The organism is Nitrospirillum guaranorum, from assembly GCF_034653275.1.
Lineage (GTDB): Bacteria > Pseudomonadota > Alphaproteobacteria > Azospirillales > Azospirillaceae > Nitrospirillum.
On the sequence record NZ_JAYEES010000004.1, the window covers coordinates 522,871 to 540,053 of the forward strand.

Genomic DNA, 17,183 nt, shown 5'->3' on the forward strand with positions numbered 1-17,183 from the left:
GATCATGAGTTCCCTGGTGCTGATTGCCGAGGACGAGCCGGAGATCGCCAGCATCCTGCAGGGCTATCTGGAACGGGAGGGTCTGCGCACCGTCACCGCCATCAACGGCCAGGTGGCGCTGGACCTGCACCGCGCCCTGCCGCCCGACCTGGTCATCCTGGACGTGAAGATGCCCCGGGTGGACGGGTATGAGGTGCTGGCCGAACTGCGCCGGCGCGGTGACACCCCCGTCATCATGGTGACGGCGTTGAGCGAGGATCTGGACAAGCTGCAGGCCCTGCGCATCGGCGCCGACGACTACATCGTGAAGCCCTTCAACCCGCTGGAGGTGGTGGCGCGGGTCAAGGCCGTCCTGCGCCGCACCCGCTCCACCGAGGGGCAGACCCTGCTGCGCCTGGGTGGGCTGGAACTGGACCTGACCGCCCATATGGCGGTGGTGACCACGGAGGGGAAGCGCAACCGGCTGGACCTGACGCTGACGGAATTCCGCATCCTGGCCCACATGATGCGGGCCCCCACCCGCGCCTTCACCCGGGGGGAACTGATCGACGCCTGCCTGCCCGAGGGCGACACGCTGGAACGCACCATCGACAGCCACGCCAGCAACATCCGGCGCAAGCTGCAGGCCGCCGGCGCCGGCGGCTTCATGGAAGGGGTGCGCGGCGTGGGCTATCGCCTGGGACCGGCCCTCTAAGATGTGGCGCTTCCGGCGCATCACCGGCCTGAACCGGCAGCTGGTGCTGTCCATGGCCGCCGTCACCGGCCTGGCCCTGGTCATCATGACCGTGGGCCTCACCATCTTCTTCACCGTCATGTTCCGCCTGTGGCCGGACCTGTTCCACCATCCGCCCGGCATCTGGCAGCATGTCATGGACTGGTCGGTCACGGCGCTGCTGGGCATGGTGGGTGTCGCCATGGCGGCGCGGGCGGCGGTGCGCTTCGCCCGCCGGCTGATCGCCCCGCTGGACGCCGTGGCCGGGGCCGCCAAGCGCATCGCCGGCGGCGACCTGACGGCGCGTGCCCAGGTGGACGAGAGCGGCTTCCGCGAGACCAAGCAGCTGGTCCAGGACTTCAACGCCATGGCGGCCCAGCTAGAACGGGCGGCCATCGAGATGCGCACCTGGAACGTGGCCATCGCGCATGAGCTGCGCACGCCCCTGACCATCCTGCGCGGCCGCCTGCAAGGTTACGCCGACGGCGTGTTCACCCCAGATATGGAGGCCTTCCGCGGCCTGGTGGGCCAGGTGGACCTGCTGACCCGCATCGTCGACGACCTGAAGCTGCTGACCCTGGCGCAGAGCGGGCGGCTGGAGCTGCGGCGCGAGCAGGTGGACGTGGCGGCGGAGGCGGCCGCCGTCGTGGCCCTGGTGGGCCCCACCTGCGCCGCCGCCGGCCTGGCCATCGAAACGGATCTGGCGGGGGTGGAGGTCTCGGCCGACGGCGCCCGTGTGCGCCAGGCGCTGCTGGCCCTGTTGGAAAACGCCCGCCGCTACGCCGCCCCCGGCCGGGTGCGGGTGGAGACGAAAGCCGAGGGCGGAAGCGTCGTCCTGCGGGTGGCGGACGAGGGGCCCGGCCTGCCGCCGGGCATGGAAACCCACGCCTTCGATCCCTTCTGGCGCGCCGACGAGTCCCGCGCCCGCATCAGCGGCGGCACCGGCCTGGGCCTGGCCGTCGTCCAGGCCATCGCCCGCGCCCACGGCGGCGACGTGCGGGCCGAACCGGTGGCGCCCCAGGGTGTGGCGTTCGAGATCCGGCTGCCGCTCAGGCCGTGACGGTGTCGCGCGCCGGCCGGTTGGCGGTTGCCCAGCAGGGATCGGCCTTCAGTTCCGCCGACAGGAAGTCCAGGAAGGCGCGCAGCTTGGCGGCGGGATGGCGGCCGGCGGGGTAGACGGCCTGGATGGCCGGGGCGGGGGAGTGGTAGCCGGGCAGCAGGCCCTTGAGGCGGCCGGTCGCCAGGTCGTCGCAGATGTCCCAGATGGATTTCAGCACGATGCCAGACCCGGCCAAGGCCGCGGCGTGGCCCACCTCGCCGTCGTTGGTCTGGATCAGGGGGCGGATTTCCACCGCCACCGGTTCGCCGTCCGCCTCGCGGCAGTCGAAGCGCCAGGTGGACATGGGCGGGTCGCCCATGACGATGCAGTGGTGGCGCAGCAGGTCCTGCGGCGTCGCCGGCTCCCCATGCCGGGCGATGTAGCCGGGGGCGGCGCAGGGGATGCGGTAGTTGGGCGCCAGCCAGCGCACCATCAGGCTGCTGTCAGGCAGGGCCGCCTGGCGGATGGCGACGTCGATGCCGCCTTCCACCAGGTCCACCACCGTGTCGGTCACCAGCACCTGCACCCGCACGTCGGGATACTGGGCGTGGAAGCGGGGCAGGCGGGGGGCGATGTGGCGGCGGGCGAAGGCGGCGGTGGCCGTCACCCGCAGCAGGCCCGTGGCGGCGCGGCGACGGCTGGCCACCAGGTCCTGCGCCTCCTCCAGGTCGGCCACGATGCGCACGCAGCGCTCATGGAACTCTAGCCCCTCGTCGGTCAGGCTGAAGCGTCGGGTGGTGCGGTTGGCCAGGCGCACGCCCAGCCGTTCCTCCAACCGCGCCAGGCGCTTGGACACCACCGCCAGGGACAGGTCCAGCTCCCGCGCCGCCGCCGACAGGCTGCCGGTGGCAACGACGCGGATGAAGATGGTGATGTCGGTCAGGTTGTCGATCAGCATGGGGCGTCCGGGACCGGAAGGGGGAACCCCGGTCGCCCGGGCCCCCTTTCATAGCGCGAGACCGCCCGACTTAGAACGGCCAGGGTGGCCCGCGCCCCCCGGCATGGACCCGCGTGGTCGGGGGCCCCGTATGGTCGGGCTGCGTTCAAGTAATTCCATAGCGATGCGAGGCGCCGCCATCGCGGCCGGCATTGGGCGACGACGCGGCCGGCGCATCCTCCAGCCGCGTGCGCAGATACTCGATCAGCAGGCTGACTTTGGGCGACAGGTGGCGGCGGTGCGGATAGACCGCCCACACCCCCTCGTCCGGCGGACGCAGATGGTCCAGCAGGGGCACCAGCCGCCCCTCCGCCAGATGGGCTGTGACATAAAAGTCCGGCAACTGGCAGATGCCCAGGCCCTGCAGGGCGGCGTCGACCACGGCGAAGCCACTGTTGCAGCGCCAGTTGCCCTGGGGACGGATGTCCACCTCCCTGCCGTCGACGCTGAACTGCCAGACGTCCGTCGTGCCCACCAGGCAATGGTGGCGGGCCAGATCCTCCAGGCTCCGCGGCGTGCCGTGGCGGTCGATGTAACCGGGGGCTGCGCACAGGTGGCGGGTGCGCGAGGCCAGGCGGGTCGCGATCAGGCGGCTGTCGTGCAGGTTACCGGTGCGCACCGCCAAGTCGAAGCCTTCACCCACCAGATCCACCACGCGGTTGCTGAGGTCTATGGTTACCGCCAGCTGCGGATGGCTGGCGGCGAAGCGGTTGACCAGGGGGACGATGTAGCGCTCCCCGTAAGCGATGGAGCAGGTGAGACGCAGGTGGCCCTTGGGCGCGCCATCCTGCTCGCTGACGGCGGCGTACATGTCCTCGCGCTCATCCACCAGGCGGCGGCAGCGCTCCAGGAAGGTGCTGCCGGCGTCGGTCAGGCTGACGTGCCGGGTGGTGCGGTACAGCAGGCGCACCTGCAAGCGATCCTCCAGCCGCGCTACCGCCCGGCTGACGTGGGAGGTGGAGATGCCCAGCCGCCGGGCCGCGCGCGAGAAACTTTCCGTCTCACCCACGGCGATGAACTCATCGATGCCGTCCCAGCGTGCCATCGCAAAGGCGCCCTTGGATTATTGCCTGTCAGCAACAATGATTTGCCGAGCGGCGGCGGGCATTGCCAGGAAAATCGATACTATAGTCGCGCGGACGGGGGCGCCCGCCTTGGCGTAAGGTGGCGGCTCTCGGCCCGGTTTCCCCTAGTCTGGAGGGGGAAGGCGCCGGCATCAATCCTGCACCAGATAGGAAACGCACCCATGAAGACCCGTGCCGCCGTGGCGTTCGAGGCGAAGAAGCCCCTGGAGATCGTGGAAGTGGACCTGGAGGGTCCGAAGACGGGCGAGGTCCTGGTCGAGATCATGGCCACAGGCATCTGCCACACCGACGCCTACACGCTGGACGGCCTGGACAGCGAGGGCCTGTTCCCCTCCATCCTGGGCCATGAGGGCGCCGGCATCGTGCGCGAGGTGGGGCCGGGCGTCACCAGCGTGAAGCCGGGCGACCACGTCATCCCGCTGTACACGCCGGAATGCCGCCAGTGCAAATCCTGCCTCTCGGGCAAGACCAACCTGTGCACCGCCATCCGCGCCACCCAGGGCAAGGGCCTGATGCCCGACGGCACCAGCCGCTTCAGCTACAAGGGCCAGCCCATTTTCCATTACATGGGCTGCTCCACCTTCTCGAACTTCACGGTGCTGCCGGAGATCGCCCTGGCCAAGATCCGGGAGGACGCGCCCTTCAACACCTCTTGCTACATCGGCTGCGGCGTCACCACCGGCGTGGGCGCCGTGGTGAAGACGGCGAAGGTGGAGCCCGGCGCCAACGTCATCGTCTTCGGCCTGGGCGGCATCGGCCTGAACGTCATCCAGGGCGCCAGGCTGGTGGGCGCCGACAAGATCGTCGGCGTCGACATCAACGACAGCAAGGAGGAATGGGGCCGCCGCTTCGGCATGACCCACTTCGTGAACCCGAAGAAGGTGGAGGGCGACATCGTCCAGCACCTGGTGGCCCTGACCGATGGCGGCGCCGACTACACCTTCGACTGCACCGGCAACACCCTGGTGATGCGCCAGGCGCTGGAGGCCTGCCATCGCGGCTGGGGCGTCTCCGTCGTCATCGGCGTGGCCGAGGCGGGCAAGGAGATCTCCACCCGTCCCTTCCAGCTGGTCACGGGCCGGGTGTGGAAGGGGTCGGCCTTCGGCGGCGCCAAGGGCCGCACCGACGTGCCCAAGATCGTCGACTGGTACATGAACGGGAAGATCCAGATCGACCCCATGATCACCCACACCCTGAGCCTGGACGAGATCAACAAGGGCTTCGACCTCATGCACGCCGGCGAGTCCATCCGCTCGGTGGTGGTGTACTGATCCTTGTTCCTCAAACGCCGGGCGGGCGCACCCGCGCCCTTGGCTTACGGGCCTGATCGGCCCGCGCTGGCGGTCGCCGGCGTCCACGGGATAGGAACTGACGGTTCACATCCCGTGGATTGAGGTCTGTGAGACCCGGGCGCGGCCGCCGCGCCCGGTATTCCTCCCCGGCCGTCCCTTGTCTGGAGGCACCCCCCATGACCCTTGAGACCGTATCCACCAGCCGCAGCCACGGCGGGACCCAGGGCGTCTACCGCCACGCCTCGGCCGAGACCGGCACGCCCATGGTGTTCAGCGTCTTCCTGCCCCCGCAGGCGGAGAAGGGTGCCAAGCTGCCCGTGGTCTGGTACCTGTCGGGCCTGACCTGCACCCACGCCAACGTCACCGACAAGGGAGAGTTCCGCCAGGCGGCGGCCGAGCTGGGCCTCGTCATCGTCTGCCCTGACACCAGTCCACGGGGCGAGGGCGTGGCCGATGACAGCGCCTGGGACATGGGGCAGGGGGCGGGCTTCTACGTCGACGCCACGCAGGCGCCGTGGACGCCGCATTTCCGCATGTGGTCCTATGTGACCAAGGAACTGCCGGACGTGGTGGCCGCCCACTTCCCCGTCGACATGGCCGCCCAAGGCATCACCGGTCATTCCATGGGCGGTCACGGGGCCCTGACCGTGGCTTTGCGCCACCCGGGTCGCTTCAAGTCCGTCTCCGCCTTCGCGCCCATCGTGGCGCCCACCCAGGTGCCCTGGGGCCAGAAGGCGCTGCCGGGCTATCTGGGCGACGACCCGGCCGCCTGGCGCCGGCATGACACCGTGGCCCTGATCCAGGATGGCGCGCGGGTGCCCGACCTGCTGGTGGACCAGGGCACGGCCGACAGCTTCCTGGAAAGCCAGCTGCGGCCGGAGCTGCTGCGCCAGGCCTGCGCCGATGCCGGCATTCCCCTGACCCTGCGGCTGCAGGAGGGGTACGACCATTCCTACTTCTTCATCTCCACCTTCATGCGTGACCATCTGGAATGGCACGCGGAACGGCTGAAGGCCTGAGCACGTTCCATCTTCCATCACCGTTGACGTTTCCCGGGCGTGCCCCACCTATGGCGGGGCCTCCCGTTTCCGTGTTGGGAAACGGGAGGGCGGATGACACGCGGCGCGCTATGCGACGTCGGCTATGGCGATGGACAAGGGGAGGAAGCGATGGCGAAGCAGGGCCGTATCCGGGTGGGCATCGGCGGTTGGACGTACGAGCCCTGGCGGGGCGCCTTCTACCCCGATGGCCTGACCCAGAAGCGGGAGCTGGAATACGCCAGCCGCAAGCTGAGCTCCATCGAGATCAACGGCACCTATTACGGCTCGCAAAAGCCCGAGAGCTTCGCCAAGTGGCATGACGAGACGCCGGACGACTTCGTCTTTTCCCTCAAGGGGCCGCGCTTCACCACCAACCGCCGCGTGCTGGCGGAGGCGGCGGACTCGGTGCAACGCTTCATCGACAGCGGCGTGCTGGAGCTGAAGGACAAGCTGGGGCCCATCAATTGGCAGTTCATGCCGACCAAGAAGTTCGATGCGGAGGACTTCGGCGCCTTCCTGGCGGCCCTGCCGGTCGAGGCGCGGGGGCGGGCGCTGCGCCACGCGGTGGAGGTGCGGCACGACAGTTTCCGCGATCCGCAGTTCGCGGAGCTGGCGCGCCGGCACGGCGTGGCCGTCATCCACGCCGCCGACAGCGACTATCCGGAGATCGAGGTCGACACCGCCCCCTTCACCTATGCCCGCATCATGGGCACGACGGAGGGGGAGGAGAAGGGCTACAGCGATGCCGCCCTGGACGCCTGGGCCAAGAAGGCCAAGGACTGGGCATCGGGCGGCAAGGACGTCTACCTCTATGTCATCAGCGGCCATAAGGTGCGCAACCCCGCCGCCGCCATGGCCCTGATCGAGCGCCTGGGATAATTCATGATGGATCTGCTGGCCGGGCTGGAACCATCCCCGCCGGCACGGGAGGAGATCGGGCCCGGCGCCGTGCTGCTGCGCGGCTGGGCGCTGCCCCGGATTGACGGCCTGCTGGCGGCGGTGGCGCAAGTCACGGCGGCGGCCCCCTTCCGCCGCATGGTGACGCCCGGCGGGTTCGAGATGTCGGTGGCCATGACCAACTGCGGCCCCGCCGGCTGGGTCACCGATCGCGACGGCTACCGCTACACCGCGCATGACCCGCTGACCGGCCTGCCGTGGCCGCCCCTGCCGGGTATCGTGCGCGACCTGGCGCGCGCGGCGGCGGCGGAGGCCGGCTATGCCGGGTTCGACCCCGACGCCTGCCTGATCAACCAATATGAGCCCGGCGCGCGCCTAACCCTGCACCAGGACCGGGATGAGCGGGACAAGGGCCACCCCATCGTCTCGCTGTCCCTGGGCCTGCCGGCGACCTTCCAGTTCGGTGGGTTGAAGCGCACCGATGCCGTGCGCCGGCTGGCGCTGACCCATGGCGATGCCGTGGTCTGGGGCGGGCCGTCCCGCCTGTTCCATCACGGCATCCTGCCGCTGAAGGTGGGCAGCCACCCGCTGCTGGGCGCGCGGCGCGTCAATTTGACGCTGCGTCGCGCGCTTTAGGCCCCGCCGGGGTTCACCCCGCCTTGGGTTCCGGCCCAGCCTTTGGTTCAGGCAACGTGGCGCAGCCGAACAGCACGGCGCGGCACATGGCGCGATAGCGGGCCGTCAGGTGCTCCGCGGGGAAGGGCGGCAGGCTCTGGTTCACGGCGCGGCCGCCATCGGCCAGGGCCTGCGCCGCCATGGCGTGGGTGAATTCCGGCGACAGGCGCAAGAGACCGTCCTGTTCCAAGTCCCGCAGAAGCTTTTCCAGCTGCGCCTGGAAATTGATCGCGGCCTCGATCATCTGGTCGCGGCCGCGTTTGAACGCCTCCGCGTTCAGGTCGATGATATGGGGGGATTTGGACAGGACGCGGCGGGTGTAGCCATAGCGCACGTCCATGATCTCGGTGATGATGTCCAGCGCGCTGCCGCCGGCCTGGCGCACGCGGGCGCCGGCCTCCATCCCCGCCTGGATCAGGGCCGCGTTCTCATGCCGCATGGTGGCCTTGAACGCGTCTTCCTTGTTGCTGAAATAGTGGTACAGGGCCCGGCGGGTGAAGCCGCAGGCCTCCGCCAGGTCCACCATGGTGAGGTCGCTGTACCCATAGGTGAGGAAGGCCTGTTGCACCCGTTTCATCAGGTCATTGCCGGGTTTCAGTGTCTTTTCGGCCATCTGGTCAGCTAAGTCCGCGTCTCATCCCGGAAGGGGGCCCATTACTAGAGGTGTGCGCAGCGTAACGCACCCGGGCAGAGGCATTAACACTTTTTGTAGTGTAAGGGACTCGCCTTTATATTTTGTCGCGGTGCACTTTCATGCGCCGCTTAGTTCGGCCGCTACACCATGCGGCCGCCGCTGGCGGCGCCCTCTCCCGCGCGACCCTTCGGTGCCGTCGATACCACGCCTCCACCCTATCGTTTATGGGATGGGGCGGGGCGCGGCTATCGTGGCCGGCGACAGAGCCAGGCAAACGCGGGTGCGCCCATGAGGATCATTCTGACCGGTGCCGGCGGTTTCGTCGGCCGCCACCTGGCCCGGCGCCTGCTGGCCCAGGGCCTGGACGGGCGGAGCGTGGAGCGGCTGGTGCTGGCCGACCTGGAACCGCCGCAGGTTGACGACATCCGCGTCAGGCGGGTGGCGGGCGACCTGTCGGACGCGGCGGTGCGCGCCCGGCTGGTGGCGGATGGCGCCGACGTGCTGTTCCACCTGGCGGCCCTGCCGGGCGGGGCCGCCGCCCGCGATCCCGACCTGTCGCGCAAGGTGAACCTGGACGGCACGCTAGACCTGATCGAGGCGATGGCCGCCACCCATGGAAACCAGACGCCGCCGCGCGTGGTCTACACCAGCACCATCGCCGTGTTGGGCCATCCCCTGCCGGCGCTGGTGGATGATGCCACCCCCCTGCGGCCGGCCATGACCTATGGCGCGCACAAGCTGATGGTGGAGGTGGCGCTGGCCGACTATCGCCGCCGGGGCCTGGTCGACCCGGTGGCCATCCGCCTGTCCGGCATCCTGGCGCGGCCTGGCGGCGCCACCGGCCTGAAGTCCGCCTTCATGAGCGATGTGTTCCACGCCCTGGCGGCCGGGCGGCCCTATACCTGCCCGGTGTCGCCCGCCGCCACCCTCTGGGCGATGTCGCTGGACCGCTGCATCGACAATTTGCTGCACGCCGCCCGTGTCGACAGCGCGCTCCTGCCCGCCGGCGGCGCCGTCACCCTGCCGGCCCTGCACGTCCCCATGGGGGACCTGATCGCGGCGATCGCCCGCCATACGGGGGCCGACGCCGGCCTGGTCGTCCATGCCCCCGATGCGGTATTGGAGGCGGCGTTCGGCGCCCATCCGCCCCTGTTGACGCCAGCCGCCGAGGCTGTGGGCTTCCGTCATGACGGCACCCTGGACGCCTTGGTGGAGTCCGCGCTGGCCACCCTGTAAAGCCGCCGCGTTCCGTCGCAAAGCCTCTCGCGCCGCCCTGAGGGCACCCGCGCGGCAGGCGCCGCCTTGCCTTAACCCCCTCTTCTTCTGAACAAGCGTACAGCGCCGCACGGCGTTTTTCTGTAACGGAGCGCTTGACGTCGAATAAGACGATTAATATGATAAAAATATCAAGCGACGGGATCGCCCATCCGACCGTATCCGCCTCCCGCAGGGCGGGACGCGGCGGCCCGGGAGAAGATGCCGTGGCTGAGGGACGGGGAGAATCCCCGTCCATAAAAGGCGGGCCGCCCCAAGCGGTCCCGCCACAAGAAACACGAAGGGGAGGGACATGCGTAAGCACGCCCAGAGAGTCTATTTCCGTCCGGTCACCGCTCGCCTGCGCGGCGGCGCCAGCGCGGTCGCCTTGTACGCGGTGGCCGCCGGCATGGTCGCCGGCTCCGCCCAGGCGCAGAGTGCAGCCTCCGCCAATGATGATTTGCAGGAGATCGTCGTCACCGGCCTGCGCGCCAGCCTGCGCGACGCCCTGGACCAGAAGCGCAACACCGACGTGGTGTCGGAAGCCATCTCCGCCAAGGACATCGGCCAGCTGCCCGACGTGACCATCGCCGAGGCGCTGGTGCGTCTGCCCGGGCTGAACGGCACCCGCGACCGCGGCAACGAAAGCCAGGCGGTCATCCGTGGCCTGGGGCCGCGCCTGGCCTTCGGCACCGTGGACGGCCGCGAGGTGGCCTCCAGCGAGCCCGACCGCAACATCCGTTATGAACAGTACCCGTCCGAACTGCTGACCGGCGTACAGGTATACAAGGCGCAGTCCGCCGACCTGATCGCGGGCGGCATCGCCGGCACCGTCAACCTGCAGACCATCCAGCCGCTGGATTATACCGGGCCGCAGTTCGTCGGCCGCTTCGGCGCCGTCTACTACGGTGCCGCCGCCGACCTGCCCAGCTACAGCCCCGTGGGCTATCGCGGCAGCGCCACCTACGTCGGCAAGATCAACGACAAGGTCGCCTTCGCGCTGGGCGGCACGGTGCAGCAGCAGAAGAACGGCTACGCCTCCATCCAGGGCTGGGGCTATAATTCCGGCGCCGATGCCGGCGACCTGAACGGCGACGGCGTCAAGGACCCCACCCCCTGGGGCGCCCAGACCGAGGTGACGCGCATCGACGAACTGCGCAAGGGCGCCCTGGGCGTCCTCCAGATGCGGCCCACCGACAACCTGGAAATCAAGGTCGACGCCTTCTATTCCCAGTTCCATATCGTCGAGAACCAGAACCAGCAGTGGTTCCAGAACTGGGGCAACTGGGACGGTACCGGCACCTGGTACAAGAGTTACACGCTGCAGAACGGCGACGTGGCCGCCGGCACCGTCGGCTACAACTACCTGCGCAACGTCATCGCCCGCTACGACCAGAAGAACTCGGTCTTCAACACCGGCACCAACGTCAAGTGGACGGCCGACAAGTGGACCGTCACGGGGGACGTCTCCTACAGCTACGCCAACCGTGACAATGTCTGGAACGCGCTGTACATCGACAGCACCAACCCGGTGGACAGCACCTTCGACTTCCGCGACGGCGTGACGCCCACCCTGTCCGTCGTCGGCAACCCGCTGGCCAACAGCAACCTGTCGGTGGCCCAGGGCAACAACACCGGCCCCGACCATCTGCGCGACAGCCTGGGCGCCGGCCGCCTGGACGTGACGCGGGACCTGGACAGCAGTGTGCTGAAGGCCGTCGACTTCGGCCTGCGTATCGCCGACCGCACCAAGTGGTACAGCGCCTACAACTGGACGCAGACCCCGACCGGCACCACCATCCCGTCCAGCATGCTCAGCACCTTCACCGTGCCGGGCTACACCATGCCGGCGCTGCTGGACGGCGACTTCGACAGCCTGGTCAACAAGACCCTGGGCGGGCTGAACCCCAGCCTGGCGACGGAAGACCTGTCGCAGAAGTGGCATGTAAACGAGAAGACGCAGGAGGGCTACGCCAAGCTGCGGTACGACACCGACCTGTTCGGCGTGCCGGTCAGTGGCAACGTCGGCGTGCGCGTCATCCACGTGGACACCGACAGCAGCGCCTTCCAGTCGGTCAACGGTGGGCCCTACACCCCGGTCAGCGTCGGCAACAGCTATACCGAGCCGCTGCCCAGCCTGAACATGAACTTCCAGGTGGCGCCGGACCAGACCCTGCGCCTGGGCCTGTCGCAGGCCATCAGCCGCCCACCGCTGGACGAGCTGCGCGCCAGCCGCAGCCTGGACACCACCGGCAACACCCCCACGGGCAGCGGCGGCAATCCCAAGCTGCAGCCCTACAAGGCCAAGCAGATCGACCTGTCCTATGAATGGTATTTCCGGCCCGAGGCGCTGGTCGCCGTCGCCGGCTACTACAAGTACCTGGACAGCAACGTCGGCTACAAGACCGCCGTCCAGGACATCAACGGCGTTCCCTACCAGATGATCAGTCCGTTCAACGGCAGCGGCGGCTTCATCCGGGGTGCCGAGTTCACCTTCCAGACGCCGTTCTTCTTCCTGCCGGAGCCGTTGCAGAACTTCGGCATCTATTCCAACTACGCCTATGTGAACAGCAACGTTCACGAATACGCGCCGGTGAACAACCCGCTGGCGGCCAACGGCTTGGCCCGGCACACCGCGACGGTGGACCTGTGGTATAACCACGCCGGCGTGGAGGCCCGTTTGGGCTACAAGTACCACAGCCGCTTCACCACCATTTACGGCTGGGACGCGACGCAGCTGACGACGCTGGAGGCGGAAAGCACGCTGGACTTCAGCGCCGCCTATCAGCTGAACGACAACATCGGCTTCCGCTTCCAGGTCAACAACCTGACGAACGAGCCGCTGCGCCTCTACTTCGACAACATGCCGGACCGCTTGGCCCGCTATGAGAAGTACGGCCAGCGTTACTCCTTCGACGTGACGTTCAAGTACTGAGTGCCTGTTGTTTCGCGTACCTGTTCGTTCCTGATGAGTATGTTTCCCTAGTTTTTATTTCTCTCTACTCCCTCCCGGCCGGGGCGCGCCATCGCCCCGGCTTTTTTTGCTCGCGCGGGTGCAGGGGGGCTGAATGACGATGTCAGTCGGATAGGCCAATCACGAAGGCCAGGGCGGCCGTCACCTTGGCCATTTGATCACCGGAAAGCCGGCCGATGATGGTGCCCACCCTGTCCCGGCGAACGGTGACGGGCTTGTCCGCCATCACCTGGGAAGGCGCGCGCAATCCGTTTTCCGCTGATGGTTCGATCATCACCCGGAAGTCGGCCTCGACCAGGCTGGTCGTGAACTGGACCAGCACGACGGACTCCGTGCTAAGGGGAAGGGCGTCGGTCTGGATGACGAGAGCAGGACGCTGTTTGCCGTAGTCGCCGCTTGCGGCGACGGTCACGACGTCACCGCGCCGCATCGTCTGGATCTTCGTTATCGAATTCGCTAACCGCTTCCACCCAGTCCATCGCGGCTTGTTCGTCGGCGTGGTCCAGGCGAGCGGCCTGGGCCGCGATGCGGGCCTGTACGGTGGTGGAGCGCGCGTTTGGAATAAAGATGCGGACCTCGCGCAGTCCGAGGGCCTTGCGCCGTTCCCGGAATGCCCGCACCCGTGCCGCAGTCTGAGTCATCGAAACCTCCTGGGCGTTACGCGTGACACGTAACGCCCAGGAGGACAAGAGCGTGGTGGAGAATCCGACGCTTCAGCGCACGGGCAAGCTGACCGCCGCCAGGCCGGCGCCATCCGCCGTGACGGCGGCGCCCGTGAGGCTGTCGCCCACGCGGATAAGGAAGCTGGCGGTGCCGGCTTCCGTCGGAACATGGTCTCGGCTCACCAGCGTCAGGTCGCCGGCAAGGCTCAGGTGGATATCGGTGCCCGTCGTGGGAACCGTGGTGCCGTCGGCATCCACCAGGCGGGCGCGGACGAACAGCACGTCGTTGTGGCCGGTGGCGGGGGCCACGCCCTGGGTGTCCAGCGACAGTTCCAGGTGGTGGGCGGGACCGGGGGTGCGCACCTGATGGCGGGCCACCGCGCGATCGCCCCTATAGGCCACGGCCTCCAGTGTTCCGGCCTCGAAACGATCCAGGTGGAAGGTGAAGGGCGGGTGGCGCAGGTGGGTGGACAGGCGGTCCCGGTCCGGCACCTGGCGGGCGATGACGCGGCCGTTCAGGCGCAGTTCCACGGCGTCGGCGTTGCTGTAGACCTTTACCACCGGGTCGCTGTCCGCCGTCCAGCGGGATGAGATGTGGACCATGGCGCCGGTGCCGTCGACCCTGGCGTCGCGCTGGCTCATGAAGAAGAAGGCGGCCGGCTTGGGCAGGCGATCGATGCTGTAGACGCCGGAGGTTTCCAGGTCCGGGGCGTAGCCGCGGTTGTAGTCGAACATGCCCCAATAGCCGTCGCCCACGGCCGGCAGGCCGAGGTTGTCGTCGTGCGCCTCCTGCACGTTGATCGCCTGTTGCAGTAGGCCCTTCTCCGGGCCGCCCAGTTCCTGCCGGCTGCTGCGTTCCTGGGGCAGCAGATCGCCCCACCGCCCCTGCTGGAAGCCGGCGTTCATGGCGTAATACTCCCAATCGCCGTATTCGGAGACGATCAGAGGTTTGTTGGGGGCGGCGGCCGGCGCCTCCTTGCCGGTTTCCGGCAGACGGTGCTGGCGGGCCTGCAGGTAGACATCGTAGGCGCGCGGCATCCAGCCGGCGGAATAGACGCCGGGGCCGGGCAGTTCCTCATGCACCGCGGCGTGCAGGGCGTCCACCAACTCATCCGCCATGGGGGATTCGTTGAGGGAGCATTCCCAGGCCAGGACGCTGGCGTGGTTGCGGTCGCGGCGGATCATGTCGCGGCAGGTCCGCACCACCTGGGCCGTGAAGGCCGGATCCCGGGGCGCGTACTGCCAGCCGGGGATGCCGTCCAGCACCAGCAGCCCCACCTCATCCGCCGCATCCATGAAGGCCGGGTCCTGCGGATAGTGCGACAGGCGGACATAGTCGAAACCGGCGGCCTTGATCAAGCGCGCCTCACGCCGGTTGGCCTCGGGCGACAGGGCGTAGCCGACATAGGGGTATTCCTGGTGGCGGTTGACGCCGCGCAGGAAGGTCTTGCGCCCGTTCAGCCACAGCCCGTCCTTGGTCATGACGATGCTGCGCAGGCCGATGCGGGTGCGGCGGCTGTCCACCACGCTGCCACCCGCCACCACCGCCGTCTCCAGTTCGTACAGCGCCGGGTCGTCCAGGGACCACAGGCGGGGCCGGGCCACCGACAGATCCTGGGGCAGGGACAGGGCGGCGCCGGCCGCCAGATCCAGGGCGGTGCTAGCTGCCTGGGCCGTCACCCGTCCGTCGCGCAGCAGGCGCTGGGTGACGGTGAAGCGCTGGCCCGTCGCGGCATCGTTGCGCACCTCCGTCGTCACTGTCAGGTCGGCGCGGGCGCTGTCGACATGGGTTTGCCGCACGACGATGCCGCCGCCGGCCACGTGGCCGGCCGGCATCTCATCGGTGATGTGCAACGGTGCTCGCACGCTGAGGGTGGCGCCGCGGTAGAGGCCGCCGTAGGTATTGAAGTCCAAATCCTTCAGCGGCTTCGGCCCTGTCACCGCGTTGTCGCGGTTGTCCAGGTGCACCACCACCTCGTTCTCGCCAGCATCGTCCCCGGGCGCTTTCAACCCATCCGTCAGATCCAGGGTGAAGGGCAGGAAGCCGCCCAGGTGGGTGGTCAGGTGCCGCCCGTTCAGCCAGACGTCGGCCACGTTCATGGCGGCCTCGAAGCGCAGGGTCACCCGCTGGCCCTTCCAGGCCGGATCGGTCTTGAACCGCTTCACATAAAAGGCGTCGCCCTGCCATTGCGCCCGGCCCGGCGACTGGATGATCCGCGCCTCCAGGTGCGCGGTGTGGGGCAGGCGCACGACTTCCCACGCCCAATCCGCCGGGGGCAGGGCGTCATGGCCCAGGGCTGGGCCGCTTTCCACCCGATGGAAGCGCCAACCGTCGTTGAAGGGCATGTCGGTGGCGAAGGCGGCGGAGCTACCCAGCAGCAGGGCCAGGGCGGCGGTGGCGGTCTTCAGCATCGGCTTCAGCATCAGGGGCCGGCTTTCGCGGTGATGGTGGTGGCGGTGGTGATGGTGCGGGCGGCGACGCCGTCCTTGGCGCCCGGCAGCAGGGGATGCTCAAACCCTGGGCCGTCGAACAGCTGGTAGTGGACGGTGGCGCCCGGCATGACGCTGGCGTGGACTTCCACCTGGCCGTCCTTGGCCTGGACCGGGAAGCTGCCGGCGCCGTTGTCCAGGACATCGGCCCAGAAATAAGGCGTGGCGCCGGCGGGCACGGCCAGGCGGAAGGTGACCGGCACCGGCGCCGGATAGGCCGCGCCGAGATAATCCCAGCCGGGCAAGGCCGCGTGTTGGGCGCCATAGCCGAACAGGGCGGCGTTGCCCCAGGTGGTGCCTTCGCCCCAGCGGGTGCGGCACGTGGTGGCCACCCAGTCCGGCGCCCAATAGACCATGCCGATGCCGCCGTTGGCGATGACGGTCCGCGTCACGTCCAGCAGGTAGGCCCGCTGTCCCGCCGGCGTGGCCGGATAGGCGGGGTCCAGGCTGTCGTCCCCCAGCACGCTGGGCGACGCGCTGCTGGGCTCCAGCGTCCACGGGTAGGCCGTTTCCACCAGCAAGACCCGCTTGTCGAAGCGGGCGGCCAGGCGGTTGACGGTGCGGCCCATGATCGTCATCGGTTGGCGCGACCATTTGCGGTAATAGCTGAAGCCGATGATGTCGAAGTCGGTGACGCCGGCGGCCTCGGCATCGGCGAACCAGGCCTCCAGGTTTTCCGGCTGGGCCACGTGCAGCATGATCTGGATGGGACGGCCGGTGGCCGCCACCGCTTTCCGTACCGCTCGGATGCCGGCGTTCAGCAGGGCGGCGTTGCGGGTCCAGCGGATGGGCTTCCCTTCCGTCTTCGGCGCCCGCAGGATATCCCCGTTGGTCTCGTTGCCCACCTGCACCATGTCGGGCGTCAAGCCCTCCGCCGCCAGGGCCGCCAGCGTGTCGCGGGTGAAATCGTGCACGGCCCGCGCCAGCGCCGCCTGGTCCAGGCCCTCCCACGCCTTCGGGATGGGCTGGTTGTCGCCGTCGGCCCAGTCGTCGGAATAATGGAAGTCCAGCAGCACCCGCAGACCGGCTTCATGCGCCAGGTGTATGCCGCGCTTCACGTCGGCCAGGGTGCTGTACCGGGTCCAGTCGGGGTTGTTCCAGAGGCGGATGCGAACCAGGTTGCCGCCGTGCCGGCGCAAAATCCGGAAGGGATTGGCAGCCTGTCCGCTGTCGGTGTAGACGGCGCCGCAATCGGCCATCTCATTGGCGAAGGACAGGTCGGCGCCCAGATAGGGTGCCCCCAAGTCGGGCGCCGCCGGGGTGGCCCATGCCAGGGATGGCGACAGCATCGCGGCCAGGGTGGCCGGCAGCATCCGGCGGGACAGGTATGGAACCAAGGCAGCCTCTCTTCCGGGCCAGGGCAATCGCCCTGGAACCCCCCTCCCAGGGGTGTTCGTTCTTCTAAGACCTGGCCGCAGGCACAGGCGGCATT

Annotated in this window: 15 protein-coding genes; 8 read left to right on the forward strand and 7 right to left on the reverse strand. The window is 68.7% G+C overall.

Going from position 1 to position 17,183, the window contains the following annotated elements; all coding sequences use genetic code 11:
- Positions 1-4: 4 nt before the first annotated feature.
- Positions 5-694 (forward strand): response regulator, encoded by a 690-nt coding sequence (locus tag UAJ10_RS24165; RefSeq protein WP_322917804.1) that lies wholly within the window; start codon positions 5-7, stop codon positions 692-694.
- Between the two features lies 1 nt (position 695).
- Entirely contained in the window at positions 696-1,772 is a 1,077-nt protein-coding gene (locus UAJ10_RS24170; protein ID WP_322917805.1) for an ATP-binding protein, read from the forward strand.
- Here the strand turns inward: UAJ10_RS24170 and UAJ10_RS24175 are convergent.
- Together UAJ10_RS24175 and UAJ10_RS24180 are read right to left on the reverse strand one after the other, a co-directional pair.
- The gene (locus tag UAJ10_RS24175; protein WP_322917806.1) at positions 1,762-2,709 is read right to left on the reverse strand and encodes a LysR family transcriptional regulator; all 948 of its coding nucleotides are present in this window, start codon (positions 2,707-2,709) and stop codon (positions 1,762-1,764) included. The genes UAJ10_RS24170 and UAJ10_RS24175 overlap by 11 nt on opposite strands.
- 145 nt (positions 2,710-2,854) lie before the next feature.
- On the reverse strand, positions 2,855-3,793 hold the full coding sequence (locus UAJ10_RS24180; RefSeq protein WP_322917807.1) for a LysR family transcriptional regulator: 939 nt from the start codon (positions 3,791-3,793) through the stop codon (positions 2,855-2,857).
- Between the two features lie 201 nt (positions 3,794-3,994).
- Here UAJ10_RS24180 and UAJ10_RS24185 point away from each other — a divergent pair, with 201 nt between their 5' ends.
- The 4 genes from UAJ10_RS24185 (at position 3,995) to alkB (ending at position 7,698) form a co-directional block, all read left to right on the forward strand.
- Complete coding sequence (locus UAJ10_RS24185) at positions 3,995-5,104, forward strand: S-(hydroxymethyl)glutathione dehydrogenase/class III alcohol dehydrogenase (RefSeq protein WP_322917808.1); 1,110 nt, start codon at positions 3,995-3,997, stop codon at positions 5,102-5,104.
- A gap of 197 nt (positions 5,105-5,301) precedes the next feature.
- Positions 5,302-6,144: an S-formylglutathione hydrolase gene (gene fghA / locus UAJ10_RS24190; RefSeq protein WP_322917809.1), complete on the forward strand. Its 843-nt coding sequence runs from the start codon at positions 5,302-5,304 to the stop codon at positions 6,142-6,144.
- A 93-nt stretch (positions 6,145-6,237) separates the two neighbouring features.
- The gene (locus tag UAJ10_RS24195; RefSeq protein WP_322917810.1) at positions 6,238-7,044 is read left to right on the forward strand and encodes a DUF72 domain-containing protein; all 807 of its coding nucleotides are present in this window, start codon (positions 6,238-6,240) and stop codon (positions 7,042-7,044) included.
- Between the two features lie 3 nt (positions 7,045-7,047).
- Positions 7,048-7,698 (forward strand): DNA oxidative demethylase AlkB, encoded by a 651-nt coding sequence (alkB, locus tag UAJ10_RS24200; RefSeq protein ID WP_322917811.1) that lies wholly within the window; start codon positions 7,048-7,050, stop codon positions 7,696-7,698.
- 13 nt (positions 7,699-7,711) lie between these two features.
- On the opposite strand, the gene UAJ10_RS24205 is transcribed toward alkB, so the two are convergent.
- On the reverse strand, positions 7,712-8,350 hold the full coding sequence (locus UAJ10_RS24205) for a TetR/AcrR family transcriptional regulator (RefSeq protein WP_322917812.1): 639 nt from the start codon (positions 8,348-8,350) through the stop codon (positions 7,712-7,714).
- A 309-nt stretch (positions 8,351-8,659) separates the two neighbouring features.
- On the opposite strand from UAJ10_RS24205, the gene UAJ10_RS24210 reads away from it, so the two are divergent.
- Together UAJ10_RS24210 and UAJ10_RS24215 are read left to right on the forward strand one after the other, a co-directional pair.
- On the forward strand, positions 8,660-9,607 hold the full coding sequence (locus UAJ10_RS24210) for an NAD-dependent epimerase/dehydratase family protein (protein ID WP_322917813.1): 948 nt from the start codon (positions 8,660-8,662) through the stop codon (positions 9,605-9,607).
- Positions 9,608-9,938: 331 nt separating this feature from the next.
- Positions 9,939-12,560 carry a TonB-dependent receptor gene (locus UAJ10_RS24215; RefSeq protein WP_322917814.1) on the forward strand — a complete coding sequence of 874 codons (2,622 nt, stop codon included), beginning with the start codon at positions 9,939-9,941 and terminating at the stop codon, positions 12,558-12,560.
- Positions 12,561-12,702: 142 nt separating this feature from the next.
- Here the strand turns inward: UAJ10_RS24215 and UAJ10_RS24220 are convergent, their stop codons facing one another.
- The 4 genes from UAJ10_RS24220 to UAJ10_RS24235 all read right to left on the reverse strand — a co-directional run bounded on the left by UAJ10_RS24220 (position 12,703) and on the right by UAJ10_RS24235 (position 17,088).
- Positions 12,703-13,029, reverse strand: coding sequence for a type II toxin-antitoxin system PemK/MazF family toxin (locus UAJ10_RS24220; protein WP_322917815.1), 327 nt, complete (start codon positions 13,027-13,029; stop codon positions 12,703-12,705).
- Positions 13,016-13,240: an antitoxin MazE-like protein gene (locus tag UAJ10_RS24225; RefSeq protein ID WP_322917816.1), complete on the reverse strand. Its 225-nt coding sequence runs from the start codon at positions 13,238-13,240 to the stop codon at positions 13,016-13,018. Before UAJ10_RS24225 ends, UAJ10_RS24220 begins: the two co-directional genes overlap by 14 nt.
- 72 nt (positions 13,241-13,312) lie before the next feature.
- The gene (locus UAJ10_RS24230; protein ID WP_322917817.1) at positions 13,313-15,685 is read right to left on the reverse strand and encodes a glycoside hydrolase family 2 protein; all 2,373 of its coding nucleotides are present in this window, start codon (positions 15,683-15,685) and stop codon (positions 13,313-13,315) included.
- A complete protein-coding gene (locus tag UAJ10_RS24235; RefSeq protein WP_322917818.1) occupies positions 15,685-17,088 on the reverse strand; it encodes a glycoside hydrolase family 53 protein in 1,404 nt (467 codons plus the stop codon). Before UAJ10_RS24235 ends, UAJ10_RS24230 begins: the two co-directional genes overlap by 1 nt.
- Between the last annotated feature and the right edge of the window lie 95 nt (positions 17,089-17,183).